24 protein-coding genes are annotated in these 25,687 nt (G+C 63.0%); 12 read left to right on the top strand and 12 right to left on the bottom strand.

Annotated features, from left to right (window positions below):
• Positions 1 to 3: 3 nt before the first annotated feature.
• Both ppk2 and LAD35_RS08795 read right to left on the bottom strand, forming a co-directional pair.
• Positions 4 to 1,203: a polyphosphate kinase 2 gene (ppk2, locus tag LAD35_RS08800; RefSeq protein ID WP_224152302.1), complete on the bottom strand. Its 1,200-nt coding sequence runs from the start codon at positions 1,201 to 1,203 to the stop codon at positions 4 to 6.
• Between the two features lie 222 nt (positions 1,204 to 1,425).
• Positions 1,426 to 2,994 carry a hypothetical protein gene (locus LAD35_RS08795; protein ID WP_224152301.1) on the bottom strand — a complete coding sequence of 523 codons (1,569 nt, stop codon included), beginning with the start codon at positions 2,992 to 2,994 and terminating at the stop codon, positions 1,426 to 1,428.
• A gap of 119 nt (positions 2,995 to 3,113) precedes the next feature.
• Between LAD35_RS08795 and mobA the strand changes: the two genes are divergently transcribed.
• Together mobA and LAD35_RS08785 are read left to right on the top strand one after the other, a co-directional pair.
• Positions 3,114 to 3,785, top strand: coding sequence for a molybdenum cofactor guanylyltransferase MobA (mobA, locus tag LAD35_RS08790; RefSeq protein WP_224152300.1), 672 nt, complete (start codon positions 3,114 to 3,116; stop codon positions 3,783 to 3,785).
• Between the two features lie 84 nt (positions 3,786 to 3,869).
• On the top strand, positions 3,870 to 4,202 hold the full coding sequence (locus LAD35_RS08785) for a thioredoxin family protein (protein WP_224152299.1): 333 nt from the start codon (positions 3,870 to 3,872) through the stop codon (positions 4,200 to 4,202).
• 17 nt (positions 4,203 to 4,219) lie between these two features.
• Here LAD35_RS08785 and LAD35_RS08780 read toward each other — a convergent pair whose 3' ends face one another.
• The 3 genes from LAD35_RS08780 to LAD35_RS08770 all read right to left on the bottom strand — a co-directional run bounded on the left by LAD35_RS08780 (position 4,220) and on the right by LAD35_RS08770 (position 7,041).
• Positions 4,220 to 5,125, bottom strand: a complete 906-nt coding sequence (locus LAD35_RS08780) for an adenylate/guanylate cyclase domain-containing protein (protein ID WP_224152298.1) — start codon at positions 5,123 to 5,125, stop codon at positions 4,220 to 4,222.
• Between the two features lie 207 nt (positions 5,126 to 5,332).
• The gene (locus LAD35_RS08775) at positions 5,333 to 6,352 is read right to left on the bottom strand and encodes an LD-carboxypeptidase (RefSeq protein WP_224152297.1); all 1,020 of its coding nucleotides are present in this window, start codon (positions 6,350 to 6,352) and stop codon (positions 5,333 to 5,335) included.
• Between the two features lie 221 nt (positions 6,353 to 6,573).
• Positions 6,574 to 7,041, bottom strand: a complete 468-nt coding sequence (locus tag LAD35_RS08770; protein WP_224152296.1) for a BON domain-containing protein — start codon at positions 7,039 to 7,041, stop codon at positions 6,574 to 6,576.
• A 246-nt stretch (positions 7,042 to 7,287) separates the two neighbouring features.
• Here LAD35_RS08770 and LAD35_RS08765 point away from each other — a divergent pair, with 246 nt between their 5' ends.
• Together LAD35_RS08765 and LAD35_RS08760 are read left to right on the top strand one after the other, a co-directional pair.
• Positions 7,288 to 9,000, top strand: coding sequence for a SulP family inorganic anion transporter (locus tag LAD35_RS08765; protein WP_224152295.1), 1,713 nt, complete (start codon positions 7,288 to 7,290; stop codon positions 8,998 to 9,000).
• A gap of 66 nt (positions 9,001 to 9,066) precedes the next feature.
• Positions 9,067 to 9,816 carry a sulfurtransferase gene (locus LAD35_RS08760; RefSeq protein ID WP_224152294.1) on the top strand — a complete coding sequence of 250 codons (750 nt, stop codon included), beginning with the start codon at positions 9,067 to 9,069 and terminating at the stop codon, positions 9,814 to 9,816.
• Positions 9,817 to 9,928: 112 nt separating this feature from the next.
• Here the strand turns inward: LAD35_RS08760 and LAD35_RS08755 are convergent, their stop codons facing one another.
• Together LAD35_RS08755 and LAD35_RS08750 are read right to left on the bottom strand one after the other, a co-directional pair.
• Positions 9,929 to 10,339, bottom strand: a complete 411-nt coding sequence (locus LAD35_RS08755; protein WP_224152293.1) for a DoxX family protein — start codon at positions 10,337 to 10,339, stop codon at positions 9,929 to 9,931.
• A 72-nt stretch (positions 10,340 to 10,411) separates the two neighbouring features.
• Positions 10,412 to 11,113 carry a pirin family protein gene (locus LAD35_RS08750; RefSeq protein WP_224152292.1) on the bottom strand — a complete coding sequence of 234 codons (702 nt, stop codon included), beginning with the start codon at positions 11,111 to 11,113 and terminating at the stop codon, positions 10,412 to 10,414.
• A gap of 166 nt (positions 11,114 to 11,279) precedes the next feature.
• On the opposite strand from LAD35_RS08750, the gene LAD35_RS08745 reads away from it, so the two are divergent.
• Positions 11,280 to 12,218 carry a LysR family transcriptional regulator gene (locus LAD35_RS08745; RefSeq protein WP_224152291.1) on the top strand — a complete coding sequence of 313 codons (939 nt, stop codon included), beginning with the start codon at positions 11,280 to 11,282 and terminating at the stop codon, positions 12,216 to 12,218.
• A gap of 133 nt (positions 12,219 to 12,351) precedes the next feature.
• A complete protein-coding gene (locus tag LAD35_RS08740; RefSeq protein WP_224152290.1) occupies positions 12,352 to 13,464 on the top strand; it encodes an NAD(P)/FAD-dependent oxidoreductase in 1,113 nt (370 codons plus the stop codon).
• Between the two features lie 130 nt (positions 13,465 to 13,594).
• Here LAD35_RS08740 and LAD35_RS08735 read toward each other — a convergent pair whose 3' ends face one another.
• The 4 genes from LAD35_RS08735 to LAD35_RS08720 all read right to left on the bottom strand — a co-directional run bounded on the left by LAD35_RS08735 (position 13,595) and on the right by LAD35_RS08720 (position 17,315).
• Positions 13,595 to 14,221, bottom strand: coding sequence for a hypothetical protein (locus LAD35_RS08735; RefSeq protein ID WP_224152289.1), 627 nt, complete (start codon positions 14,219 to 14,221; stop codon positions 13,595 to 13,597).
• Positions 14,222 to 14,445: 224 nt separating this feature from the next.
• Complete coding sequence (locus tag LAD35_RS08730; protein WP_224152288.1) at positions 14,446 to 15,342, bottom strand: ABC transporter permease; 897 nt, start codon at positions 15,340 to 15,342, stop codon at positions 14,446 to 14,448.
• 20 nt (positions 15,343 to 15,362) lie between these two features.
• Complete coding sequence (locus tag LAD35_RS08725) at positions 15,363 to 16,193, bottom strand: ABC transporter ATP-binding protein (RefSeq protein WP_224152622.1); 831 nt, start codon at positions 16,191 to 16,193, stop codon at positions 15,363 to 15,365.
• 105 nt (positions 16,194 to 16,298) lie between these two features.
• Positions 16,299 to 17,315: an ABC transporter substrate-binding protein gene (locus tag LAD35_RS08720; protein WP_224152621.1), complete on the bottom strand. Its 1,017-nt coding sequence runs from the start codon at positions 17,313 to 17,315 to the stop codon at positions 16,299 to 16,301.
• Between the two features lie 202 nt (positions 17,316 to 17,517).
• On the opposite strand from LAD35_RS08720, the gene LAD35_RS08715 reads away from it, so the two are divergent.
• The 6 genes from LAD35_RS08715 to LAD35_RS08690 all read left to right on the top strand — a co-directional run bounded on the left by LAD35_RS08715 (position 17,518) and on the right by LAD35_RS08690 (position 24,172).
• Complete coding sequence (locus LAD35_RS08715; RefSeq protein ID WP_224152287.1) at positions 17,518 to 18,198, top strand: response regulator transcription factor; 681 nt, start codon at positions 17,518 to 17,520, stop codon at positions 18,196 to 18,198.
• Entirely contained in the window at positions 18,199 to 19,695 is a 1,497-nt protein-coding gene (locus LAD35_RS08710) for a sensor histidine kinase (protein WP_224152286.1), read from the top strand.
• A 27-nt stretch (positions 19,696 to 19,722) separates the two neighbouring features.
• Positions 19,723 to 20,730: a tRNA glutamyl-Q(34) synthetase GluQRS gene (gene gluQRS / locus LAD35_RS08705; RefSeq protein ID WP_224152285.1), complete on the top strand. Its 1,008-nt coding sequence runs from the start codon at positions 19,723 to 19,725 to the stop codon at positions 20,728 to 20,730.
• 163 nt (positions 20,731 to 20,893) lie between these two features.
• Entirely contained in the window at positions 20,894 to 21,670 is a 777-nt protein-coding gene (trmB, locus tag LAD35_RS08700) for a tRNA (guanosine(46)-N7)-methyltransferase TrmB (protein ID WP_224152284.1), read from the top strand.
• Between the two features lie 349 nt (positions 21,671 to 22,019).
• Positions 22,020 to 22,994 carry a M14 family metallopeptidase gene (locus LAD35_RS08695; protein ID WP_224152283.1) on the top strand — a complete coding sequence of 325 codons (975 nt, stop codon included), beginning with the start codon at positions 22,020 to 22,022 and terminating at the stop codon, positions 22,992 to 22,994.
• A gap of 161 nt (positions 22,995 to 23,155) precedes the next feature.
• Positions 23,156 to 24,172, top strand: coding sequence for an Ldh family oxidoreductase (locus LAD35_RS08690; RefSeq protein ID WP_377779451.1), 1,017 nt, complete (start codon positions 23,156 to 23,158; stop codon positions 24,170 to 24,172).
• Between the two features lie 156 nt (positions 24,173 to 24,328).
• Here LAD35_RS08690 and coaBC read toward each other — a convergent pair whose 3' ends face one another.
• Positions 24,329 to 25,543: a bifunctional phosphopantothenoylcysteine decarboxylase/phosphopantothenate--cysteine ligase CoaBC gene (coaBC, locus tag LAD35_RS08685; RefSeq protein ID WP_224152281.1), complete on the bottom strand. Its 1,215-nt coding sequence runs from the start codon at positions 25,541 to 25,543 to the stop codon at positions 24,329 to 24,331.
• Positions 25,544 to 25,687: the final 144 nt, after the last annotated feature.

Below are 25,687 nucleotides of genomic sequence, written 5' to 3'. Positions count from 1 at the left end.
GATTCACATCAGTGATTCCGGCTTTTCCCCGCGCTCGTAGACCACATGGGCGCGACCCACGATCAGCGGGTCGAGCTTGCCGATCTGCCCTGCATCCTTCTGGGCATAGGGCAGCTTGTGCAGCACGTAGCGCAGGGCATTGAGCCGCGCGCGCTTCTTGCAGTTGCTCTTGATCACCGTCCAGGGGTTGTCAGCGGTGTCGGTCTCAAAGAACATGGCCTCCTTGGCGCGGGTGTAATCGTCCCACTTGTCGAGGCTGGCCTTGTCAATGGGACTGAGCTTCCATTGCTTGAGAGGGTGGGATTCGCGCTCCTTGAAGCGACGGCGCTGCTCTTCACGGCTGACGCTGAACCAGAACTTGATGAGGTGCACTCCCGACTGCACCAGATGGCGCTCGAACTCGGGCGCCTGACGCACGAAATCCTGGTATTCACGGTCCGAGCAAAAACCCATCACCCGCTCCACGCCGGCGCGGTTGTACCAGCTGCGGTCAAACAGCACAATCTCGCCCGCCGTGGGCAGGTGCTGCACATAGCGCTGAAAGTACCATTGCCCCTGCTCGGATTCAGACGGTTTTTCCAATGCCACGACACGCGCGCCGCGTGGATTCAGATGCTCCATGAAGCGTTTGATGGCGCCACCCTTGCCTGCCGCATCACGCCCTTCAAACAGGATCACCACGCGCTCACCCGTGGTCTTGACCCAGCCTTGCAGCTTGAGCAGTTCCACCTGCAGGTTGAATTTTTCCCTCTCGTAGACCGAGCGGCGCAACAGGTTCTTGTAGGGGTAGCCACCATCGCGCCAGCCGGGAGCCAGTTCTTCGTCGGGGTTGGTTTTGTCAATACCTTGTGCATCTGCGCCGCTGAATGCACGCCGCAAGGCTTCGCGGTCATCTGGCGAAGCGCCGTCGAGCAATGTACGCAGACTCTTTGCACGCTCTGCGGCGGATTGCCCGGACTTGTTGTCAGCAATGTGTAATGCGGCCGACACCAATTCCTGCTGCGCGCCGGTGGTTGCCTTGTGCTCAACGTGGGCCGCGATGGCCTTGCTAGTCAGCGCGGGAGCCGTATCGCCTTGGGCGGCGGGCCGCACGTCACGGGCCTGGCGCCGAGTGGAACGGGCGCTGCCTGTCGCTCTTGCATTGGTCCTAGTAGATGTGGTTCTGGGTACGGTCGACGGAGTTGGTGTTTTTCGCACGGTCATCGAATTAGCCTTTTGAATTGAAATTTTCTATTGAAAGACTGTAGAGGGCCCGCACGCACAGCATGTGCATGGCAGGCTCCTGATCGATCATCGTGCGCAGCGGTGAAAACCTGCTTGAGCTACATCAAACAGCGCCGCGCATCGCTTGTTGCAGGCGAGAAAGCGCAATCCCGGCAAGCCTGGCCACAGGGCATGGGGGAGCGCAGCGGGTGAGCATTCCAGTCAATCCTGCAGCAACCCCAGCCCCGTCAGATTGCCATGGCGATCCCTGATTTGCAGTGCTGAGCCCGGGCTATTGGGCCGCATGATCAAGTTTGCTTTCTGCCACACCACTTTGTCATCGTAAACATGCATCCATTGGCAAGAAACCAGATGGGGCAGGAGCTCCTGGGGCGCGCGTTCACACCATGCAGTCTCATCGGCGTTGGCGGCCCTGCTTCCAAGATCGCGCGTCAGCGATACGATGGTGTCGTCTGACAGCACCCATTGGCCGAGCAGGCTTTGAGAGCCCTTCGCATCGGGCTCCAGCTCCATGCGAACCAGGCGACGGGTGGGCTCACCAGGAAGATCCAGCTTTGCCACGGTATGGCTTTCCTTCGAGAAACTGCCCACAGTTTCCACGAATTCCAGACGCATGCTGCCCGCGTTTACCAGCAGGGTGGCAGCCTGCCCAGGCCCACCCAGGTAGCGCCCGCCAGCATACTGGCCTAGGGGCAAGGTGACCGGTGTCTTGGGGGCATCCACGCTCCCCATGTGGAAGGTGGGCTGACCGCCGGGCTGGTAGTTGAACACCTGGGCTATCGCGACACCGTTCTGGAAATCCAGCGCAAAGCCGCGCCCCGGCTTTCCGTTGAGCTCACTCTCCACCACCCAGGTGCCACTGGCTGGAACCCTGTAGCCCACGGTACAGCTTCCAAAGGGCTCTGCATAGACCACCGAATATGGAGGGCACTCCGGAATGCTTATGCCTGGCTTCTTCATGCCTGTCACCAGCCTGCCCAACAAGGAATACCGCTGAACCACTCCGTTCTGGTTCACGTCCACAAATCCCTGCAGAGCACCAGCCGAAATGCGCAACTCCACGGCATTGACAGGCAAGCGCGGGCTCGAAAGCGGCCGCACTATCGGCTCGGAACAGCTGTACATGTCGGCACCCGTTCGCAGGCAGGAGAAATCAGCGTATGCGCCGCCCATCTCCAGATTGATCCAATGCGCCATGCCCTTCGGGTCTCCCCCGATCGAGCCTCGCCAGTAAAAAACCGGCTGCCCTGCACCATCCAAGGCCACGGTTTGAAAACTGCGCCCCCCGTTCTTGGACACCAGGTAGTCGTCTTCGAACTGCGCAGACCTCACCTCAAACCTTTGAATGGGCAAGACCTTTTCACCCGGCAGTTGAATGCTTCCATGGAGGCCGTTGGTGAAGGAGACCGTCACGTTTCCAGCAGATCCGGCCTCGACGGCATCCCTTGCTTCACTGCCAAAACTGCGGCCTCCCTGGTACTGCATCAACGGTGCAGTCACGCGGTTGCCGTCCATCTGCCCAGTCGCGGTGTAGAACGTGGCATCGCCATTCTTTTCATACCCAAACACTTGCATGAAGAAGGTGTTGCCCTGCACGTCAATCGCGAGGCCCCGGCCAGGTTTGCCGTCGAGCTCTTCGCTGATGACCCAGGTACCGGCCTGCGGGGTGAAATCCCGTGCGGCCCAGCTGCTGGCCACCGGAACTACCAGGCCAAGGACGGCAATAGCGGCGCGCGCACTGCGCCCCTTGAGATTGGTCAATGCTTTCATGGCGCTTCTGATCGTTCCTTGGGTCATCGCCGCAGTATAGGCGGCTATTGTTATTTCGAGGCAAAATGACCTCCAGCACTCATTCATCAACCGCTTCCAGCTCATCAATCCATAGCACAATGCCAGCCATCCCCTTGTCCATTCCCCGCGAACAGATCACCGGGCTGGTTTTGTCTGGCGGCCAGGGCTCGCGCATGGGCGGGGTGGACAAAGGCCTGCAACTGCTGGCGGGCAGGCCATTGGCTGGGTGGGCGGCAGAGCGGCTGGCGGCGCAGACGGGCCGGGTATTGGTCAATGCCAACCGGCATCTGCAAGCCTATGCGGCGCTGGGCCACACGGTGATCACCGATCTGGCACCTGCCGCCTCAGCGGCGGCAGACGCCCCCGCCGAACCCTACCCCGGGCCGCTTGCAGGGTTTGCAGCGGGGTTGGATGCCTGCCGCACCCCCTGGCTGTTGACGGTGGCCTGCGACACACCGTTTTTTCCGGCCGACCTGGCAGCCGAGCTGGCGCGGGCGGCTGTTCGCGACCAGGCGCTGATTGCGATGGCCTGCACCCGCGGCCCCGATGGCCGCCTGGCCCAGCCTACGTTCTGCCTGCTGCATGCCAGCCTGGCGGCGAGCGTGCGCAGTTTTGTAGATTCCGGCGGCCGCAAGGTCCGTCAGTGGGCGGCGCAGCACCCGATGGTGATGGTCGAGTTCAACGATACAGCCGCCTTCTACAACGCCAACACGCTGCAGGAGTTGGAGATACTGGCCCGCCAATGCCCCGTTAAAAGCGCAGAAGGATGATCCCAATCCGGCATGGGTATAAGGCCGATGCCCGCAATCTGCTATCAATTGAATAGTCGCAAATATGCTTACCCTGGAGACCGCATGACTTTCGCTAACCAGCATCTGGCGCAGGAGCCCAGCCGCGCCGAAGTGGACACGCTGCCCGGCCACACCGTGATTGAGTTTGGCACCCCTTGGTGCCCGCACTGCCTGGGCGCACAACCGCTGATTGAAGCGGCACTCTCCCCACGCGCCGATATCCGCCACATCAAGGTGGAGGACGGCCCGGGCAAGCCACTGGGGCGCAGCTATCGCATCAAGCTGTGGCCGACCCTGGTGGTGCTGAAAGACGGGCAGGAAGTGGCGCGCGTGGTGCGCCCCACCGATGCCGCCGCCATTGCAGCAGCCTTGGCACCGCTGGGCGCAGCGCTTTGAGCCGCACCCTTCCCTAGCTACACAGGCTTGATCGAAAAGGCGGCACTGGGCGCTGTCGGGTCTTCAGGCGACACGCCAAAATACATGACCCCGGCGCCGTGCAGTTGCACGGTCTCGCGGCGCACCACAGTAGCGGGGCTGCTGCCAAAGGTCAACCAGGTGCCGTAGCGGCTCAGATCGGTGAAGATCAGATTGCCGCCGCGCCAGTCGATACGGCCATGCTGGCGGGAGACGCGGCGGTCCAGAACCACCCATTCCGAATCGGAGGAACGTCCGATGAAAATCGGCATTTCATGGGTTTCGAAGACCCTTTCGACCCCGCCGCTGGCCAGACGCAGCCGCACCGGCACCACGGTTTCCTGCCGCATGGGCAGCGAGGAGTCGTAGGCGGTGATCACTTCCTGGGCTTCTAGATCGCTCCACTGCACCTGGTAGAGCATGTGCTGCTCGGATTTGCCGCGCACTTCCATCCAGCCCATGGGCACGAAGGTGGTGTCAGCGCGGGAGCCCGATTCCATGGTCGACGCGCTGGCCCAGATTTCGCGGTGGCTGGCCTTTTCACACAGGCGCGAGGCCATGTTGACCGAGTCCCCGTAGCAGTCGCCCTCCATCAGCACCACCTCACCGGTGCTCATGCCCACACGTACATGGAACTTCTGCGTCGGGGGCAGCGAATCCCATTGGCCGTAATGGCGGCGCATCAGCATGGTCATGGCGCTCACGGCCAGCCCGCTGCTGTTGAAAATGGCCAAAACCCCGTCACCCAAGGTTTTGACGACCCGCCCGCCCGCTTGCACGACGACTTGCTTGAATGCATCCGTCATGCCTGCGACCGCCCGCGCAGCCCGCTCATTGCCCAAGGTTTCGAACAAAGCAGTACTGCCCGAGATATCGATAAATACCACGGTGGCGACAGTTGTCATGGATAGTTCACGCGGATGCGGTCACCTCCTCCCTCGGAGCGCCTACACCCTCAAAGAATTGTTATTCCGCATATTACACCGCAAACCGGGGTCCATATCCAAGCTGATTCGCTCGCACAGCATCAACAAATCTATGCCGCAGGCCGTGCCTTGCCGCAAATCCGCTGCCGCCGCTGCATGGCGCGGTGCAGCAATGCGGCAATACCGCTACATATGCCCCCAATAGATCAGGGCGTCGCGCCCTTCCACGCTGAGCGAGACCTGCGCCCCGACCGGCAGCACCACCTTCGTCGGCACATGGCCAAACGGCAGGTTGGTGAACACCGGAATGGTCAACTGGCTGCGTAGCCATTGCACCACGGTGGCCAGCTTGTAGCCTTTGTCGTGCGCATTGAGCTTGTAGTCGCTGAACTGACCGAACACCACCGCCTTTTGCTGGGCCAGAACACCGGCATGCAGCAAGGTGATCAGCATGCGTTCGATCTTGTACGGCGTCTCTCCCACGTCTTCAATAAACAACACCCCATTCTTGATCTTGGGCAGGTACGGCGTGCCCGCCAGCGACGCCAGCATGGCCAGATTGCCGCCCCACAGTGTGGCTTTGGGAATGTAGGTTTCCGCATCCGCAGACGGGCCCTGCACGGTACCCGCGCGCTCTGCCAGCGTGCGCCAGCCAGCGCCTTCACCGTGGCCCATCAGCAGGTCTTCAAAGCAATCGAGCATGATGTCGTCCATGCCCTCTTCTGCGCCGATGTCGGCCACCAGCGACGGCCCCGCCCAGGTCACCGCCTTGGTTCGAACATACAGCGCCATCTGCAAGGCCGTGAAGTCGCTCAGGCCCACCCATTGCGTGCCGGCCTCGATGGAGCGGGCAATCTGCTCATAGTCGATGCGGTGCAGCAGGCGCGAGATGCCGTAGCCGCCGCGCGTCATCATCGTCACGTCGGCGCCGCTGGCTGCTGCGCGCGCAATGGCCGCCAGGCGCGTGTCGTCGTCTCCGGCAAACCGTGTCCAGGAGTCGAGGGCCGCAGGGTCCACCTCCACCGTGTGTCCCAGCTCCTTGAGCCTTGCAACGCCGCGGCGAAAGCCCTTTTTGTCGCGTACTGCGCCTGACGGTGAATAGATGTAGATGCTGCGCGGGCCAGCGTGGTGGTTGTGGTCGCAATGGGCATGGTCGCATGGGCCGTCATGGCCATGGTCATGCGAGTGGTTGTCGTGCTGATGCATGGTGCGCAGTCGATAAAAGCATGGCAGACAGATCTGCCCGGATCATGGATAGAAGTTCGCAGCGCACACAATAGCGTAGCGCCGCGCTGCCAAAGGGGCCTGCCTTCAAAGCAGCAACCATAGGCTTGTTTCAAGAATGGCTCGCATTATGCGCTCAGGCCACCTGGCCCGGTTGCCAGAACGTGTTTACGATCTAAGGCAACTGCCGCACGCAGCGAGCCTTACCGGATCTGGATCAGGCTGAAAACGCCGTGTACGCCGCTCACACCCTCCGTGATGGCGATGGCGCGGTCTCGCAGGTCTGGCGAAGGAAGGGTACCTTCCAGTGTCACCATGGCATTGCCAGTTTGCACCTGCAGCATGCGCAGATCGTCGTTTTGGGTAGCGGCCAGCGCATCACTCACAGCAGCAGATATCGCATCGTCTTCCGCCAGCACCCGCTGGCGGCTGGCGGTCTGCTCCACCGTCGCATTCACCCGTGCTCCGGAGCTGCGCAGTTTCTGGTGCAGGCCGTGCACCCATTGCGCCACCTGCTGGCCGGTACCCGAGGCATCCGCCTCGACAAGCCACCATGGCGCAGCAATGCCCAAGGCGATAGCCACGCACAGACCGGCACCCGCCAACCACAGGCGAGCACGCCCGGATTGCCGTGTCGGATCAGCGTTGCGCAAACGGTGAGGCGGGGCCATTCGGTGCGGAGGCATACAGTCAAAGAGAGCGGATCGGTAATGAAAGCGTTGAGTGTAGATTGTTGGCGATCCTGGCGGTCTTGCCCAGCTTTGTCAGCCAAATGCTGCAACTGAAACCTTGGCTACACATTTGTCCACGATTTCTTCATGCGGCCAGCCGCGGTACGGCTCGCACCCCTCGGCAGCGTCCCTGAATCCATGGAACGCTGTCGCATAAATCCACGGCTTGCGGCAGGCCTGCCCGCCATGAGGCGACAATGCGCCATGCTCGCGCCGCTGCTCTACCGACTTTTTCCGTTCCTCTCCTGGCCCCGCCCCACCCTGCAACTGCTGCGGGGCGAAGCCATGGCCGGCATCACCGTCGGCCTGATGCTGCTGCCACAGGGCGTGGCCTATGCGCATCTGGCAGGCATGCCGCTGATCACGGGGATCTATGCCTCCATCATTCCAGCGGCAGTGGCCATCCTCTTCAGCCCATCGCCGCGCCTGGGCGTGGGGCCCACGGCGCTGTCCGCCCTGTTGATCGGCGCTTCGCTCACCGGCATGGCCGAGCCGGGTTCGGCCCAATGGGTGGTGCTGGCGGCCTGGATGGCGATTCTGTCGGGCCTGGTGCAGCTGTCGCTCGGGCTGGTGCGCGCGGGGTGGCTGCTCAATCTGGTGACCTCGCCGGTACTGGCCGGCTTCACCCAGGCGGCAGCCATCTTGATTCTGGCGTCGCAACTGCCCAGCCTGCTGGGCATGAAAAGCGACTGGGCCACCGTGTGGGACAACCCGTCGCTCGGGCTGTTCGACTGGCGCTCGATCCTGTTTGGCGTGTTGAGCATTGCAGGCCTGGTGCTGGCTAAAAAATGGCGGCCCGCGTTTCCGTCAGCCATTTTCGTCATTGGCATCACCGGCATCGTCAGCTGGGCAGGCGGTTTTGCGGACAAAGGCGGCGCCGTGGTGGGCCATCTGCCGTCGGGGCTGCCGCACTTCGTCTGGCCCGGCCTGCTGGGCTGGGACGAATTTGGCCTTCTGGTGATGCCCGTGCTGGTGATATCGCTGGTGAGCGCTTTGGAGACCGCTTCCAGCGCCCAGGTGGAGCACCAGCAGGCAGGTACCCGCTGGGACAGCAGCCAGGAGCTGATTGCGCAGGGCATGTCCAAGATGAGCGCAGGCCTGTTTGGCAGCTTTGCCACCAGCGCCTCCTTCTCGCGCTCGGCGGTCAACCTGCTGGCCGGGGCCAAGACGGGTTACTCCAACCTGTTTTCCATCCTGCTGGTGGTAGTCGTGGTGCTGTGGTTCACTCCTGCGCTCTACCATGTGCCGCAATCGGCACTGGCGGCCATCGTGATGACGGCCGTCGCCAACCTGGTCAAGCCCCGGGCGATTCTGCGGCTTTTTGCGATCTCGCGCATCGAAGGCGGCATTGCCGTGGCCACCTTTGCCATCACCATCCTCACGGCGCCGCGCATCTACTGGGGCGTGCTGGCAGGCATTCTGCTGAGCTCCTGCTACTTTCTGTACAACCGGCTGCACCCGCGCATTGTGGAAGTGGGCCTGCACCCCGACGGCAGCCTGCGCGACCGCCACCTGTGGCATCTGCCGACCCTGGCGCCCGATGTGCTGGCGCTGCGCATGGATTCGGAGCTGGATTTCGCATCCGCCGCCGCGCTGGAAACCCGCGCCGCCAATGACTGGGCCCGCCACCCGCAGTACAAGCAGCTGGCCCTGCTGGCCCAGCCCATGAACCAGATCGACATCACCGGCGTAGAAGCCTTTGTGCGGCTGGAGCGCATGGCCGCCAAGCGCGGCGGCCTGCTGCACATCGTGGGCATGAAGCTGCCCGTGGAGCAGCGCCTCAAGCGCGCCGGCCTGCTGCAGGACAACCCCCACCTGCGCCTGTACCGCACCGACGCCGAGTTTCTGCAGGCCCTGGCGCAACACACGGCCAATGCCACAATTGAGTATTCGATCTAAGTAAAATAGGCCTTTGGCGCCCACCTGGAGGGTGCCCTTCGCTATTAATTTGATAGATTCCCTGCCGTGCCCGACATTCTGAACATCTCCTGCTACAAGTTCGTTCCGCTGCCCGATGCGCAGCAGCTGCGCGAGCTGCTGGCCGAGCGTGCGGCGCAATGGGCGCTCAAGGGCACGGTATTGCTGGCAGAAGAAGGCATCAACTTCTTTCTGGCAGGCCCGGCCGAAGCCGTGCATGGCTGGGTGAACGCCTTGCGCACCGATGCGCGCTTTGCCGACGTGGCCCCCAAGGAGAGCTGGTCGAGCACGGTGCCTTTTCGCAAGATGCGCGTGGTGGTCAAGCCCGAAATCATCCGCATGGATTACCCGGCGATTCGCCCGGCCAATGGTCGCGCACCTGCCGTCAAGCCTGCAGACCTGCAGCGCTGGCTGGCCCAGGGGCACGATGATGCGGGCCGCCCCGTGGTGACGCTCGACACACGCAACGACTATGAAGTGGATGAAGGCGCATTCACAGGTGCCATTGACTGGCGCATCCGCAAGTTCACCGAGTTTCCAGCCCAGCTGCGGGCCCACAAGGCTGATCTGGCGGGCAAGACCGTGGTGAGCTATTGCACCGGCGGCATCCGTTGCGAAAAGGCCGCAATCCTGATGCAGGACGAAGGCATCGAGAACGTCTACCAGCTCGAAGGCGGCATCCTGAAATACTTTGAGGAAACCGATGGCACCGGTTACCAGGGTAGTTGCTTTGTGTTCGACGAACGCCGTGTCGTGGATGATTCGCTACAAAAAACAGAGCTTAAAGCGCAAATCTGACGCTTGCCCTAAGCCATTTTCATGCATCACACATAAAAAAGCCCTTTGCATGGTGCAAAGGGCTTTCTTGTGAAGCCGCCTCAAGCTGCGGGCGGTAAATCCATGGAGTCCGTCATGCCGCTCTGCGCTTGGCGTCCATGCTCCAGGCACCGGCGCCAAAGGCTGCAAAGGCCAGCAAACCGCCCACGATGGCAATGTTCTTGTTGAACAGCAGTTGCGTCACCATGCGCGCCTCGGCGGGCACCGACCAGTAGGCATGGAAGAAGAAGCTGGCCACCAGGGTGAAGAACGCCAGCGCCAGTGCGGCATAGCGCGTGCCCCAGCCCAGCAGAATGGCCAGGCCGCCCAGAATCTCGACACACAGGCCGACGCCCACGGCAATCTCGGGCATAGGCATGCCCGCAGAGGCGGCATAACCAACGGCGCCGGCAAAGCCCGTGAGCTTGCCAAAACCCGGAATCACGAAGAACCAGGCCACCAGAATACGGCCCAGCAAGGCCAGCGGATTTTGCAATGCATTCATTTAACGCTCCTCTGGCCTTGCCCACCCGCGGGCTGCGGGCGGGGGTAGCCTCGTTTCAGGGTTTGGGATGGATCAAGCTTCCAGGTCAAACACCAGCACTTCGGCATTTTTGGCCTGGTCCAGCTTCACGGCCGTTTCCTGGTCCATGTAGGCCGCATCGCCAGTGTGCAACGGCGTGCCGTTGACGGCAACCTCTCCCTTGACCACATACACATACGACTTGCGACCCGGGGCAATGGCCACCTCGGCGGTTTCCGCGCCATCGAGCAGGCCTGCGTACATGCGGGCATCAGCCGTCATGGACAGCGAGCCATCGGCACCATCGGGTGACACCACCAGGCGCAGCTTGCCGCGCTTTTCGGCGTCGGGGAACGCCTTTTGCGCATAGCTCGGAGCAATGCCCGTCTTGCTGGGCTCGATCCAGATCTGCAGAAAGTGCGTTTCCGCGCCCTCGGCATGGTTGAACTCGCTGTGCTGCACGCCGGTGCCTGCGCTCATGCGCTGCACATCGCCCGGGGGCAACCCTTCGATGTGGCCCATGCTGTCCTTGTGCGCCAGATTGCCTTCGAGCACATAGCTGATGATCTCCATGTCGCGGTGGCCATGGGTACCAAAGCCGGTACCAGGGGCAACGCGGTCTTCGTTGATCACGCGCAGATTGCCCCAGCCCATGAAGCGGGGGTCGTAGTAGCCTGCAAACGAGAAGCTGTGGTTGGAACGGAGCCATCCATGGTCGGCATGGCCACGATCGGCAGATTTACGAACCATCAACATTTTTGATCTCCTTCTTGTGAAACACCGCTGAAATGCCGTGTTCATCACCATGTCCGTAACTGTAAAACTGCGCCATCCTCCTGTGAGACTGCGGGTTTGATGGCATCATTCAAAAAAACTGATGGTGCTTTCCCATCCGCCCCTCCCTACGCCGAAGGACCCTGACATGGCCGTACTGCGCGACCGCGATGTACTCACCCCCGACACCCTGGCACTGCTGCAACTGGTGGCCGACACCGGCAGCTTTGCCGCCGCTGCACGCAAGCTGGGCCTGGTGCCCAGCGCCCTCACCTACCGCATCCGCCAGGTGGAAGACGCCCTCGATGTGCTGCTGTTTGACCGCAGCGCTCGCCAGGCTCGCCCCACTGAAGCTGGCGAAGAGCTGCTGCGCGAAGGCGCGCGCCTGCTGCAGGAGGTGGATGCCGTCGCCAACCGCGTGCGCCGCGTGGCCACCGGTTGGGAGCCAGAGCTGCGCATTGCGGTCGACGGTGTCATCTCGCGCACCACCCTGCTGGAGCTGGTCGAGGCCTTCTACGCCATTGCGCCGCCCACGCGCCTGAAGATCGTCGACAGCATCCTGGCGGGCACGCTCGAATCCCTCACCAGCGGCCGGGCCGACCTCGCCATCGGCATCGCGGTCGATGCGTCGAACGTGTCCGGCCTGCAACAGCTCGATCTGGGCGAGATCACCTTCCGCTACGTGGTGGCGCCGCACCACCCCCTGGCCGACGAGATCCAGCCCATCAGCGACGATGTGCTGCGCCGCCATCGCATCATCGCGGTGGCCGATTCGTCGCGCAGCGGCCAAGGCCAGACCATCGGCGTGATGAGCGGCCAGGACGTGCTCACCGTCGACACCATGCAGGCCAAGCTGCAGGCCCAGCTACGCGGCATTGGCGCGGGTTTTCTGCCCGACAACATGACCCTGCCCTACCTGCGCAGCGGCCAGCTGGTGGAGCGCGAGTTGATGCGCCCATTGCGCAAGATCAAGCTGCGCTATGCGTGGTGCAGCAATGCGCCGGGCAAAGCCCTGCAATGGTGGCTGGACAGGCTACAGTCGCAGGCAACGCGCGATTCACTGCTCAACAACCACTACGTGGGATAAATCCTGACCAGAATTGCCTTCCACAACGTGTAGAGTGGATCGCTGAAAGCCCAGCTTTCGATTGCCACTGGAGTTTTTTGGAAACACTGATTCTTCCTTGTCCCGCTTGCCGAACCAGAACAGAAAGTCTCGCATGCCTTCTCGCATCCCTCCCAAGCCCAAACGATCCAAACAAACCCCAAAATCCGGCGCTCCGCGCCACTTTGCCGTCGTCGGTGCCGGCATGGCCGGTATCGCCTGCGCCCGCACGCTGCAGCAAGCGGGCCACCAGGTCACCGTGATCGAGGCACAGACCCAGGTCGGGGGCCGCATGGCCAGCCGCGATGGCAGCCACGGCAGCTTTGACCTGGGCGCGCAGTTCTTTACCGTGCGCGACCCTCGCTTCCAGCAGGCGCTGGACACCGCCCCCGGCGTCACCCGGCCCTGGAGCGTGAACGCCATCCGCACACTGGATTCGTCTGGCAAGGCCGTGGTCAGCCGGGCATCGATGGAGCCGCACCTGCTGGGCGTTCCCACCATGGACAGCCTGCTGCAGGTCTGGGCCGCGCCGCTGGCCGTGCGCCTGGGCGAGGAGGCCGTGGCTTTCGAGCGTGATGCGCTCAACCCCGATCAATGGCAGATCCGTACCGAAGACGCCGATGGCGGCGTGCATGTCTACGCCGGGCTCGATGGCGTGGTGCTGGCCGTCCCCGCCCCCGAAGCCGAGGTGCTGTTGGAGGAAAGCGACCTCACCCCGCCCGCCGACTGGAACCTGGGCGATGTGTACATTGCCCCCAGCTGGACCCTGCTGCTGAGCTTTGCCCACGCCGTGGACCCGGCCTTGACCAATATGGGCCCGCAGTGGAATGCCGCCCGCACCGAACACCCGCGCATCACCTGGCTGGCGCGTGAATCCTCCAAGCCCGGGCGCGGCAAGATGGAGCGCTGGACTGTGCAGGCCAGCCCCGACTGGGCCCGCAAGCATGAAAACGACGAACCCCAGCGCGTGGCCGCCAAGATGCTGCAGGCATTCTCCGAACTCACCCGCATCCGTGCCACGCCGACGGAGATGCGCGTGGTGCAATGGGGCTACGCCAAAACCATCAACCCCCTGCCCAAGGATGCACAAGGCAAGCCACGCAGCCACCTGTGGGATGCGTCGCAGTGCGTGGGCCTGGCTGGCGACTGGTGCCTGGGTTACCGTGTGGAAGACGCATTTGTCTCCGGGCTGGAACTGGCCCTGGCCATGCTTGGCGAAAAGGCCTGATACCTCGCCTGGTACCGCTTCCGTTATCTCCGCCTGATAGCGCTTCTCATAGCGACATCAGGCCGGTACCAGTGGCCCCTGCAGCCGCTGGTACCTTTTTTTCGCCCGAGCAATCCATGCACCAGGGCGGTCAGGTCTCGCTGGAGCCCAAGGCCAAATTGCCCACCGTGCGGCTTGCCAGCAGCGGATAAGCGGTCTCCTGCCCCAGTTCCATCTGCTCTATCGACCAGGCCTGCTGCCATGGCGGCAGTTGGGCACAACCGTGGGCCAGGGGCGCCAAAGGCACCGCCTGCTGGTAGCGAAACAGCGTGATGTGCTGAATCTGTGGCCGGTGCCTGCCGGGAAAACGGTCTCTGGCATGGTGCTCGATCTCGTCACGCAGGCGATCCATTGCAGCGGATGGCGAAAACTGCAGATAAATGGCCTTGTCACCCACCTGAACCTGCCCCTGGTGCAGCAAAAATGGCTCGTATCGCGGGGCCAGGGCCTGCAAGGCCGTGAATGTGTCGGCCTCCAGCCCCAGCCATTCCTGCGGCCCGATGGCCACATGCTGCGTTCGCGCCCAGACGAGCTGAAAAATACTCAGGTGCAGCGTTGGCGCAGGCGCCCGGTGAAAGATGCCCGCTGGCGCCAGCGCCTCGATCCGGTCCTGCAGCGCCACCAGCGCCTGCATCACATCCGGCGAGGGCCTGACCACGATATTGATCGCAAAGGTGGGGCTGCCTATCTGGTGGTCGGGTACGGTCAAACGGGACATGGAAGAAGCACTGAGGCCAAGGCGGTTGAAAACGCGCCATTCTAGCCAGCCGCCTTGTGACTTGCGCCCTGCGCCACGGGTTGCCGCTGCTTCCTGCACAGCGGACAAAAAAATGCCACCTCGGTTGGCAGAGGTGGCACAAGGCCGGTAGAGCATGGAGTGCTTGGACTACCGACGAGGAGGATGAGCTATGAGATTGGCGTCCTTCCTTGGTTCGCACTGCGTCAGAAAGCCGCAGGGCGCCACTTGAGCAGACGCTTTTCCAGACGGGTGAGCAGAAAATCCGCCCCCAGCGCAACCACTGCCAGCACGATCATGGCGGCAAATACACCGCTGGCATTGAAGGCGCCCTGCGCAGTGGAGATCAACAGGCCAATCCCTTCCTTGGCACCAAGAAACTCACCCACCACGGCCCCCACCAGCGCAAAGCCAAAGCTCACATGCAGGCTGGCCAGAATCCACGACATGGCAGACGGAATGACGACCGACATCGTCACCTGGCGCGGCGATGCGCCCAGAATCTGGGCATTGGCAATCATGTACTTGTCTGCCTCACGCACGCCCTGGAATGCATTGGCAAACACCACAAAGAACACCATCACCACGGCCAGCGCCACCTTGGACGCCATGCCCAGGCCCAGTGCGATCACAAACACCGAACCCAGCACCACGCGGGGAATCGAGTTGGCGATCTGGATATAGATCGAAAACACATCGGAGAGCAGCTTGTTGCGGCCCAGCACAATGCCGCAGATCACGCCGGCGATCGAGCCGATCAGAAAGCCGATCACCGTTTCCTCCAGCGTCACCAGCACCTGCTGCCACAGCGGGCCTTGCGATGTGCCGTCGCGCATCCATTCCACAATCTGGCTCCAGATCATGGATGGCATCGAGTAGAAGAACGGATCGATCCACTTCATGCGGGCAGAGACTTCCCAGCCGCCGAGCACCGCGACGAGCACCAGCAGGCGTAGCGCGATGATGACGGCCTTGCGGCGCTTGATGGCCGCCTGCGCAGCGATGGATTCCTGCGCCAGCGCGGCGTCGCTCACGGCAGCGGGGGTCTGCTCGGGCGCCGCCTGCGCGGAGGGAATGCCCTGGTTCAGAGTGAGTTCAGACATGGTGTGTTCCTTCCCTCGTATTACTGGATATGGACTTCTTCGCGCAGGTCATCCCAGATGCGCTTGGACAGGTCGATAAACTGCGGGTCGTAGCGCACCTCGCTCATGACGCGGGGGCGCGGCAGATCGATCTCGTACACGCGCTTCAAGGTGGCGGGGCGTGCGGTCAGCACAAAAACGCGGTCGGCCAGGGCGATTGCCTCTTCCAGGTCATGTGTCACGAACACCACCGAGCCACCAGAGCCCGACCACAGCCGCAGCAGCTCGTCCTGCATCAGGGTACGGGTCTGCATGTCCAGCGCCGAAAACGGCTCGTCCATCAGCAGAATCTCGGGCTGGTTGATGAAGGTCTGGGCCAGCGCCACGCGCTTGCGCATCCCGCCCGAGAGCTGGTGCGGGTAATGGTTTCCAAAATTGGCCAGTCCCACGCGGTGAATCCACTCGTCAGCCAGCTTGAGGGCCTGCTCACGGGGCTTGCCCCGAAAGATCGGACCGGCGGCCACGTTCTCGCGCACCGATTTCCAGGGAAACACGGCATCAGCCTGAAAGACGAAACCGATGCGCGGATCGATCTGCTCCACCTTTTTGCCCATGACCCGCACCTCACCCACCGTGGGCTGCAGCAAGCTGGTGATCAGGTTGAGCGTGGTGGATTTGCCGCTGCCCGTGGGGCCGACGATGGCGATGAACTCCCCCTTGGCCACGCGCATCGAAAAATTGCGCAGCGCCAGGGTGGCTGTGCCGTCGGGGGCGATGAAACGCAGCGACACCTTGTCAAACTCAATCGCTGCATCCGCTTGTTGGGCGGGCGCTGCAGCACCTTGGGGCTGCAGAATGCTGGGCGGCTGCATGCTGGCAACCGCCTCTGTGGCGTAGGACATGAAATGCTCCTGGATGATGGTGAATAGGCGCGCAGGGGGCAGCACAGCACGCGCTAAAAAATGGATCTCAGCTTCCTACTTCGCGTTCAGGTAGGCGTTGGAATAGGTCTTGGCCAGGTCGATATGCGCGCTCTTCACATTCGGCTTGTAGGCCGACAGCACCTTGAGCACGGTCTCCGGGCCGCCTTCTGGCATCTTGCCGTCCTTGGTGTACATGGGCAGCGAGGCCTTGAGCGCCGCCACATACAGCTCCTTGTCGTTGCCGTAGTAATCCTTGGGCATCTTCTCGGCAATGTCTTCGGCGCTGTGGCTGCTGATGTACTGCATCGTCCTGCCAAAGGCGCGGGCCAGCTTGGCTGCCTGCTCCTTGTGGCTTGTGGCCCACTCGTTGCGCACGTACAGGCTGGCGGCAGGGTAGAGGCCGCCCAGCGCGGCCTTGGTGCCCTCCTCGCTGCGCATGTCCACCAGCACCTGCGCGTCACCGGTCTTGAGCATTTGCGACACGGTAGGCTCGGTCGTCATGCCGGCCTGGATACGGTCCTGCTTCATGCCGGCGATGAAGGAATTGCCTGCGCCCACAGGCAGCAGCGAATAGTCCTTGCTGGCCACGCCCTGCTTGTCGACCAGATAGCGGGTCAGAAACTCGGTGGACGAGCCCAGGCCCGTAACGCCCAGCGTCTTGCCCTTGGCATCGGCCATGGACTTGAAACCCGCTGCAGCCGCCTTGGCAGAAACCAGCTCCACCTCGCCCGGCACCTTGCAGAACACCGCAATCGCCTCGATCTCCTTGCCCTTGGCCTGCAGATCGATGGTGTGGTCGTAAAAACCCACCACACCCTGCACGGCACCAGCGATCAACTGGTTTTCGGCATCCACGCCTGCGGGTTGCGACTGCAATTCCACCTTCAGGCCCTCGTCCTTGAAATAGCCCAGCGATTCGGCCAGCTTGGCAGGCAGATAGATGATCTTGTTGATGCCGCCCACCATGATGGTGACCGTATCGCTGTCAGCGGCCTGTGCGGCAGGGCTTGCCATGCAGCAGACAGCGGCAGCCGCAATGGCAGCCAGCGCAGCACGGCGTGAAGTGTGGATGGTGGTCATGGTGCATCTCCTTGCGTTGTTGTCCATGGTGCACCTTGGTCGGCTTGAGCGCCCGGTTGGGCGACCGCATAATGCACCGGATAGGAACAGAGTCTAGAAATGGCACCCTTTCAGTGCGCTTTCGCTGCACTGCAGCATTTTTAGTGGTTATCCCTGATCTCTTTTTTGGGTGCCTAGGGCGCCGCCGCATCTGATGAAAATTCTTCTGGTCGAAGACAACCTGGAACTCGCCCAATCCCTGGCGGAGCTGCTGCGCCAGCACGCCTTTGTGGTTGACCATGTGGACCGTGGCGACGCAGCCGACCAGTTGCTCACCCAATCGCACTACGACCTGCTGCTGCTTGACCTGAACCTGCCGCAACTCACCGGCAAGGCCCTGCTGCGCCGGTTGCGCGAGCGCGGCGACAGCGTACCGGTGATCGTGCTGACGGCCAGCGATTCGCTCGATCAGAAGGTGCTGTGCCTGGAGATCGGCGCCGATGACTACCTCGTCAAGCCGGTGGAAGTGCGGGAGCTTTTGGCGCGCATGCAGGCCATTGCCCGGCGGCAGATGCCCGGGCGCGACAACCACGTGCGCTGCGGCAACCTGCAACTGGACCTGCGCACACGCCTGTTCAGCGTGGCAGGCGAAGAGCTGGCCCTGCCACCGCGCGAGCGCAGCGTGCTTGAAGCGCTGATGCTGCAAAACGGCAGCGCGCTCTCCAAACAACGGCTGATGGACGTGATCTACGGCATGGACGAAGAAGCCAGCGCCGACGCCGTCGATCTGTACGTGCACCGCCTGCGCAAGAAACTGCAGGCCAGCGACACCACCATCATGACCCTGCGCGGCGTGGGCTACCTGCTCAAGCAAAAGCTGCCAGGCGGCGAATAGATGCTGCACAGCCTGCGCGCGCGCCTGGCCCTGTGGCTACTGCTGCCGCTGGCGGTGCTGGTGGCCCTGTGCGGCTGGTTTGCACACGAACACGCCGAAGACGCGGCCGACTACGTGCAGGACCACGACCTGCTCTCGTCGGCCAAGATCCTCGCCGACCGCCTGATCTGGGAAGACGGCGACGTGCATGCCAGTGTGCCACCCTCAGCACTCAGCCTGTTCATGTCACCCGCGCGCGACCACGTCTACCTGAGCGTGACCGATGCGCAAGGACAGTTGCTGGCAGGACAGCAGAACTTCCCCCAGCCGCAGCAGTTGCAATTGAGCGGCAGCGACAACGCCCAGTGGTACGACGCGGTATGGCAGGGCCAGCCCATCCGCGCCGTCATCACGCGCCGCGCCATGTACGACGTGGCCGGGGCGCGGGAAATCACCATTGTGGTCGGCAAAACCACACACAGCCGCGACAACATGGTGCAGACACTGTGGTGGCCCACCATGGAATACCTGCTGTGGGCACTGGCCGTGGCCGTACTGGTCAGTGCCACCGCGTTGACCCTGGAGCTGCGCCCCCTGCTGCGCATGGCGCGCCAGCTGGCCGCACGCCCCGCCAAGGAGCTGGATTTCCACCTTGATTCACGTCAATTGCATCAGGAGCTGCGGCCGCTCGCCGACACCGTCAACCAGTTTGCGCGCACCATCCGCGCCCAGGTGGCACGGCAGCGGCAGTTCATCTCCGATGCAGCGCACCAGTTGCGCACACCGCTGGCCATCCAGGCCCATACGCTCGAACAGGCTCTGGGCCAGACGCCGACAGCGCTGGCCGAGCTCTCCATCGCCCAGCGCCTGGCCATCCTGCAACGGCTGCAGCGCAGCAACCAGCAATTGGTAAACGTGACCAACCAGCTCCTCACCTTGGCACAGGCAGAGGCAGGCAGCACAACGCAAGCGGCGCAGTGGGTGGATTTGCGAGCCCTCTGCCTGCAGTGCCTGGAAGCCATGGCTCCGGCAGCCGACCAGAAACAGATCGACCTGGGGTGGGAGGAGAAAGAAGCAGCCGAGGAAAGCGAGCCTGCACGCAATGCCACGCCTGCTGTGGGCACCACGGCTACGACGAGCGCCCCCCCGTTTTCCTTGCTCACCACCAGCCGCCTGCTGCCCGAGTTGATTGCCAACCTGGTGGACAACGCCATTCGCTACACGCCGCCACAAGGCCAGGTCACCCTGGGGTTGCATGCGCAGGCTGGCAGCCTGCTGCTGTTTGTTGAAGACAATGGCCCCGGCATTCCCGCCCAGAGCCGCGACCAGGTACTGGAGCGCTTTTACCGCCTGGCCAGCGACACCCCCGGCACAGGGCTGGGCCTGGCCATCGTGCAGGAAGTGGCGCAGGCCAGCGGCGGCACCCTGCAACTGGCCGACGCCCAACAACCCTCCCCTCCCCCCTTTGGCCCAGGCCTGCGCATCAGCGTGCGCTTTGCGCGTAAGGCTGCGGGCTAGTCGCGCGCGCAGTACACTTTCGGCCCAATGAAACCTTCTGCCTACGTGGGCCGCTTTGCCCCTTCGCCCACCGGTCCGCTGCATGCGGGCTCGCTGGTGGCGGCGCTTGCTTCCTGGCTGGATGCGCGTGCGCATGGCGGGCGCTGGCTGGTGCGGATCGAAGATATTGATCCGCCGCGTTGCCCGCCGGGCATGGGGGAAGAAATCCTGCGCCAACTCCTGGCCTGCGGCCTCGTTCCCGATGATCCGCCCGAGTGGCAATCGGCCCGCCACCCACTGTATGCGCAGGCACTGGCACAGTTGCAGGCCGGAGGCTGGGCTTACGCATGTGGCTGCACGCGGCGCGACATGGAGGCCGCGCTGGCCGCCCAGGGCCATGTGCACGAGCGCCACGGCGAGCGCCCCTACCCCGGTACCTGCCGCGATGGTCTGCATGGCAAGGCCGCGCGCAGTTGGCGCTTTCATACCGTGCGCTACCAAAAAATCTTGGTTGAAACAGCCGCTAATGCAACTCAGATTGGCGCAGCAACTCCTTTTTCCATAGCAAACCAGCAATTGCACTGGCACGACCGGCTGCTGGGTGATCTGCGCCAGGACGTGGCCTCCACGGTCGGGGATTTTCTGGTGCAGCGTGCCGACGGCCTGTGGGCCTACCAGTTGGCGGTGGTGGTGGACGATGCCGAGCAAGGCATTACCGATGTGGTGCGCGGCGCCGATCTGGCCGACAATACGCCACGCCAGATGCTGCTGCAGCACGCACTGGGGCTGCCTACACCGCGCTATATGCATACGCCGCTGGTGCTGCAGGCCGATGGTGAAAAGCTGTCCAAGCAGTACGGTGCGCCGTCCATTGCCACTGGCAACGAGGCGCAGGCCCTTGCCGCATTGCAGCAGGCCGGGCGCTTTCTGGGGCTGGAGAGCCATGTTGGCCAAAGCATCGGCCAGACGCTGGAACATTGGGTTCCGCAATGGGCGGCGCGCCTTGTGGAGAAACCGGCGCCCCAACCGGTGCCCCAAGACGGATTGCGCGCTTAAATCCACCTACCGCCAACCACGCAGGCAGAAAACCTACAATACCGGGTTACGCACGCCTGTCTTGGCAGCGCCTGCAGATACATATCAATTTTTCCTCAGTTCTGACAAAGCAGGCAGACCGGCCCCATTCTCTTTGGCCCGCCGAGCCTGCCCCGCGCTCACCATGCAAGATTCTTCGACGCCAGAGGCGAATCCATCCGCCGCCGAACCCATCGTCACCAATGCAGCTGACGCCAGCAGCACGCCCGGCCACGCGCCAGCGGGTGTGGCGCACCCCAAGACGATCCGCTCCTACGTTCGCCGCGCGGGCCGCACCACCACCGGGCAGGCCAAGGCGTTTGAAGAGTTTGGCGAACGTTACGTGCTGGAATACACCGGCCAGCCGTTCGATGCACAAACCGCCTTTGGCCGCTCCGCACACTTGATTCTCGAGATCGGCTTTGGCATGGGTGAAGCCACCGCGCACATTGCGCGGGTGCGCCCCGACGACAACTTTCTGTGCTGCGAAGTGCACGAGCCCGGTGTGGGCGCCCTGCTCAAGCGCATTGGCGAGCAGGACATCACCAATATCCGCATCTTCCAGCACGATGCGGTGGAGGTGCTCGAGAACATGCTGCAACCCGGCATGCTGGACGGCATCCACGTCTTCTTTCCCGACCCATGGCACAAGAAGAAGCACAACAAGCGCCGCCTGATTCAGCCGCCTTTCGTTGCCAAGCTGGTGGATCGCCTCAGGATCGGCGGCTATATCCATTGCGCCACCGATTGGCAACCTTACGCCGAGCAGATGCTGGAAGTGCTGTCGGCCAACCCGCAGCTGCGCAACACGGCAGAGGGCTATGCTCCGCAGCCCGATTACCGGCCGCTCACCAAGTTTGAGAACCGGGGCCTGCGCCTGGGCCACGGTGTGTGGGATCTGGTGTACCGTCGCGCGCAATAAACTGCGCAATCATCGTTCTAAGGGCTGCTTTGCAGCCCTTTTTATTGCACTGGCCCGTGGCGAAGATGCTGCCGGGTTGATAAACATCCATACAGCGTTTCCGGGTCAATTTGGCGCACAGCGCCCGCCCAGAAAGCGCTTTCAGCTATAAAAATAATGCGCCAGAGGGCGGCATCGCTGCCAATCGGGTAGGATGGCTGCTGGCGTTGCACAGGCTGCGCCAATGGCAGGCCGCCGCCCCTCTGTGCCGCACATCCGCGCGCACCTTTGCAAAGGCCCATCCTTTGCCCCGCGCACGGCGCGGACCCGCAATACCGGCGCCCGCCATACACCTACCCATTGACTTGATATGACTGTCTCCAGCTTTCAACTCCAACCCGTGGACACCACCATCTCGGCCGACCAGCCCGAAGCATTGCGCAGCTACGGCTGGGCTACGGCCACCCCTGGCCCCTCGCTGCTGATCTTTGGTGCCGTGCATGGCAACGAGCAGAGCGGCACGCACGCCATCCGCCGCTGGATCGAGCGCTTTGAATCCGGCCAGGCACGCCTCAAACGCGGGCGCCTCACCATGGTGCCAGTGGCAAACCCAAAGGCCTTCTTCAAAAACGAACGAGAAGGCGACCGCAATCTCAACCGCAACTTTGTGCCAACCGACAAGCCCCAGAACTTTGAAGACCATGTCGTCAATGCGCTGGCCCCCTTGCTGGAGAGCCACGATGCCCTGCTCGACCTGCATTCCTACAGCGGTGACGGCGTGCCATTTGCCATGACCGGCCCGCTCAACAACACCGGCACGCTGGAGCCCTTTGCCCGCCAGCTGGAGGAAGAAGCCTTTGCCAAGGCCGTTGGCCTGCCCACCATCGTGCAGGGCTGGCTGGAGGTGTATGACAAGGCGGTTCAGGCCAGCAATGGTGCCATCCGCGCCGAGCACGGCATTGGCACCAACGAATTCATGCGCAGCCGTGGCGGCTATGCGATCACGGTGGAATCGGGCTCGCACGCCGACCCCGAGGCCATCGAGATCGCCGACCGCTGCATTGCCGGTGTACTGAATCTGCTGGACATGGCCGATGTGACCGTCGAGCCGGTGGCGCGCTACACCACGCACCACATGAAGGATGTCTTCATGCGCCAGCACAAGGACGACAAGATGACCCGCGAGTGGCAGAACTTCGACCCTTTCAAGACGGGCGATCTGCTGGCCACGCGCGCCGACGGCACGCAGATCCTGGCGCCATTCGACGGCTGCATGATCTTCCCGCAAAGCGATGCGGAGGTGAACCGCGAATGGTTCTACCTGGCGCTGACTGACCACGCGTAAATCTGCCCGCCATAGCACGCATACTAAGAAAGGCATGTTGCGCTTGCGCAGCATGCCTTTCTTGCTATCAATTCAGGATTAACCCGCAGATGCCGCGCCGGTGGCTGCAATGCGCCATGCCGCCTGCTAAGCTCGGCAGGATTGGAGACACCATGAGCGATATGAACAACGACACCATCCTGATTCCTGAGGCGCAATTGCATGACCTGTCGATGCGCGTGTTGCAGCACCTGGGCCTGAGCGCAGCGCACGCCAGCGCCATGACGCGCATTGTGGTTGCGGGCCAGCGCGATGCCTGCCAGTCGCACGGCGCCTACCGCATCTTGAGCGCGGCGCAGACCATCCGCACCGGCCTGGTGGACTTGCAGGCAGAGCCCATCGTGCAGCCCACACAGGGCGCGATCACGCGGGTCGACGCGCGCAAGGCTTTCTCGCCGCTGGCATTGGAAGCTGGCCTGCCGCATCTCGTGGCTGCCACGCGCCAGCTCGGCGTGGGCGCGCTGGTCATCAACCACTGCTTTCATTTCACCGCCCTGTGGCCCGAAGTGGAAATGCTCACCGCCCAGGGCCTGGCTGCACTGGTGATGACGCCCAGCCACGCCTGGGTGGCCCCCACGGGCGGCAAGCGCGGTGTGTTCGGCACCAACCCGATTGCCTTTGGCTGGCCGCGCCCGGGCCCATACCCCTATGTGTTTGACTTTGCCACCAGCGCCATCGCACGCGGCGACCTGGAGCTGCACCGCCGTGCGGGCAAGCCCCTGCCCGAAGGCGCTGGGGTGGATGTGGACGGCACACCCTCCACCGACCCGGTAGCCGTAGCCAAGGGCGCCATGCTGACCTTTGGTGGCCACAAGGGATCGGCCCTGTCCACGATGGTAGAGCTGATGGCCGGTGCGCTGATTGGCGACCTCAACAGCCAGGGCTCAATGGATTTTGACGCAGGCAAAGGCGGTGTGCCCTACCACGGCCACCTGCTGCTGGCCTTTGACCCGCAGCGCTTTGCAGGCGGCGACTGGCCTGCCTCGCAGGAGCGCGCCGAGGCCATGTTTGCAGCCATTACCGACCAGGGCGCCCGCCTGCCGTCAGAGCGCCGCTTCGCCGCCCGCGCCCAGAGCGCCAAGCAAGGCATCAGCATGTCGCGTGCGCTCTACAACGACATTGAAGCCCTGCTGCAGTGACACGGTGCTTGCGTTGATTCAAAAAGAAGAGCTGGAAGCGCACGCGTTGATTGGAGTTTGACCGCTCAAGTCCTTAGAACCCAATATCCACAGACGCCAAAAGCTCTATTTTTGATAGCAATCGGTTGAAGACCTTTATAGCTGGAGCGCAGTTGCTTACTGCGCCAGTCGGCGCGCAATCTCCCCCACCAGCTGCTCGCCCAGCACCGCCTTGCTCGCGCGTGGCAGTTCCTGGTGGCCGTGTGCATCCACCAGCAGCAAGGCGTTGTCATCCTTGCCGAATGTGGCCGGGCCGATATTGCCCACCAGCAGCGGAATCTGTTTGCGCAGGCGCTTAGCCTCAGCATTGGCCAGCAGGTTTTCGCTTTCTGCCGCAAAGCCCACGCAGTAGAGCTGGCCGCTTTGCGCGCGCGGCAGTTGTGCCACGGTCGCCAGAATGTCGGGGTTCTCCACAAAAGCCATCTGCGGCACCTGGCCACTGCCGTCTTTCTTGATCTTCTGGTCGGCGGCCCGGGCCGGGCGCCAGTCCGCCACGGCTGCGGTGGCAACAAAGACATCGGCGCCATCCACGTGGTTCAGCACGGCATCGAGCATGTTCTGCGCCGATTGCACATCGATGCGGCGCACGCCGCGCGGCGTGGGCACATGCACCGGACCAGCCACCAGGGTGACCTGCGCACCGGCCGCCTGGGCAGCCCGCGCAATGGCAAAGCCCATCTTGCCGCTGGAGAGGTTGGTGATGCCGCGCACCGGGTCGATCGCCTCGAAGGTGGGCCCGGCGGTGATCAGCAGTTTCCTGCCTGCAAGCGATTTGGCGGCAAAGAAGTACTGCAGCTCCTCTTCAATCTCGGCAGCTTCGAGCATGCGGCCGTCGCCGGTCTCGCCACAGGCCTGGTCGCCATTGCCCACGCCCAGCACCACGGCGCCGTCCGCCTGCACCTGGCGCAGGTTACGCTGCGTGGCCGGGTGTGCCCACATCTCGCGGTTCATGGCCGGGGCAAGGATGAGCGGCACCGTCCCCATGGGCCGCGCCAGGCACAGCAGGCTCAGCAGCTCGTCGGCCCGGCCCTGCACCAGGCGGGCGATGAAATCTGCGCTGCACGGCGCAATCACAATGGCATCGGCCTCACGGCTCAGATTGATGTGCGGCATGTTGTTGTGCTCGCGTGCATCCCACTGCGATACATAGACAGGCCGGTTGGAGAGCGCCTGCATGGTCACCGGCGTCATGAACTGGGTGGCCGATTCGGTCATCACCACCTGCACGGTGGCGCCCGCCTTGGTCAGGCGGCGGCACAGCTCGGCCGATTTGAAGGCGGCAACGCCACCGGACATGCCGAGGACAATATGTTTTCCATGGAGCTGGTTCATGCCCGCCAATGTAGCAGAGCCCCATGGCGCAGCGCCTGCCCAGCCATGCAAAGGCGCATGCCAGCATGGCCAATCCCATGCATTTTGCAGACCATTGCCAGCACCTCGCGCACCGCCTTCGCAAGCGCCTTTATAATCAGAATT

The organism is Comamonas odontotermitis (assembly GCF_020080045.1).
Taxonomy (GTDB): domain Bacteria; phylum Pseudomonadota; class Gammaproteobacteria; order Burkholderiales; family Burkholderiaceae_C; genus Comamonas; species Comamonas odontotermitis.
This window is presented reverse-complemented; position numbering and strand designations above follow the sequence as displayed.

What these genes read in the sequence shown, in the direction of transcription:
- ppk2 (WP_224152302.1), bottom strand. Translation starts at nt 1,203, where the DNA reads ATGACCGTGCGAAAAACACCAACTCCGTCGACCGTACCCAGAACCACA.
- LAD35_RS08795 (WP_224152301.1), bottom strand. Translation starts at nt 2,994, where the DNA reads ATGAAAGCATTGACCAATCTCAAGGGGCGCAGTGCGCGCGCCGCTATT.
- mobA (WP_224152300.1), top strand. Translation starts at nt 3,114, where the DNA reads ATGCCAGCCATCCCCTTGTCCATTCCCCGCGAACAGATCACCGGGCTG.
- LAD35_RS08785 (WP_224152299.1), top strand. Translation starts at nt 3,870, where the DNA reads ATGACTTTCGCTAACCAGCATCTGGCGCAGGAGCCCAGCCGCGCCGAA.
- LAD35_RS08780 (WP_224152298.1), bottom strand. Translation starts at nt 5,125, where the DNA reads ATGACAACTGTCGCCACCGTGGTATTTATCGATATCTCGGGCAGTACT.
- LAD35_RS08775 (WP_224152297.1), bottom strand. Translation starts at nt 6,352, where the DNA reads ATGCATCAGCACGACAACCACTCGCATGACCATGGCCATGACGGCCCA.
- LAD35_RS08770 (WP_224152296.1), bottom strand. Translation starts at nt 7,041, where the DNA reads ATGGCCCCGCCTCACCGTTTGCGCAACGCTGATCCGACACGGCAATCC.
- LAD35_RS08765 (WP_224152295.1), top strand. Translation starts at nt 7,288, where the DNA reads ATGAGGCGACAATGCGCCATGCTCGCGCCGCTGCTCTACCGACTTTTT.
- LAD35_RS08755 (WP_224152293.1), bottom strand. Translation starts at nt 10,339, where the DNA reads ATGAATGCATTGCAAAATCCGCTGGCCTTGCTGGGCCGTATTCTGGTG.
- LAD35_RS08750 (WP_224152292.1), bottom strand. Translation starts at nt 11,113, where the DNA reads ATGTTGATGGTTCGTAAATCTGCCGATCGTGGCCATGCCGACCATGGA.
- LAD35_RS08745 (WP_224152291.1), top strand. Translation starts at nt 11,280, where the DNA reads ATGGCCGTACTGCGCGACCGCGATGTACTCACCCCCGACACCCTGGCA.
- LAD35_RS08740 (WP_224152290.1), top strand. Translation starts at nt 12,352, where the DNA reads ATGCCTTCTCGCATCCCTCCCAAGCCCAAACGATCCAAACAAACCCCA.
- LAD35_RS08735 (WP_224152289.1), bottom strand. Translation starts at nt 14,221, where the DNA reads ATGTCCCGTTTGACCGTACCCGACCACCAGATAGGCAGCCCCACCTTT.
- LAD35_RS08730 (WP_224152288.1), bottom strand. Translation starts at nt 15,342, where the DNA reads ATGTCTGAACTCACTCTGAACCAGGGCATTCCCTCCGCGCAGGCGGCG.
- LAD35_RS08725 (WP_224152622.1), bottom strand. Translation starts at nt 16,193, where the DNA reads ATGCAGCCGCCCAGCATTCTGCAGCCCCAAGGTGCTGCAGCGCCCGCC.
- LAD35_RS08715 (WP_224152287.1), top strand. Translation starts at nt 17,518, where the DNA reads ATGAAAATTCTTCTGGTCGAAGACAACCTGGAACTCGCCCAATCCCTG.
- LAD35_RS08710 (WP_224152286.1), top strand. Translation starts at nt 18,199, where the DNA reads ATGCTGCACAGCCTGCGCGCGCGCCTGGCCCTGTGGCTACTGCTGCCG.
- gluQRS (WP_224152285.1), top strand. Translation starts at nt 19,723, where the DNA reads ATGAAACCTTCTGCCTACGTGGGCCGCTTTGCCCCTTCGCCCACCGGT.
- trmB (WP_224152284.1), top strand. Translation starts at nt 20,894, where the DNA reads ATGCAAGATTCTTCGACGCCAGAGGCGAATCCATCCGCCGCCGAACCC.
- LAD35_RS08695 (WP_224152283.1), top strand. Translation starts at nt 22,020, where the DNA reads ATGACTGTCTCCAGCTTTCAACTCCAACCCGTGGACACCACCATCTCG.
- LAD35_RS08690 (WP_377779451.1), top strand. Translation starts at nt 23,156, where the DNA reads ATGAACAACGACACCATCCTGATTCCTGAGGCGCAATTGCATGACCTG.
- coaBC (WP_224152281.1), bottom strand. Translation starts at nt 25,543, where the DNA reads ATGAACCAGCTCCATGGAAAACATATTGTCCTCGGCATGTCCGGTGGC.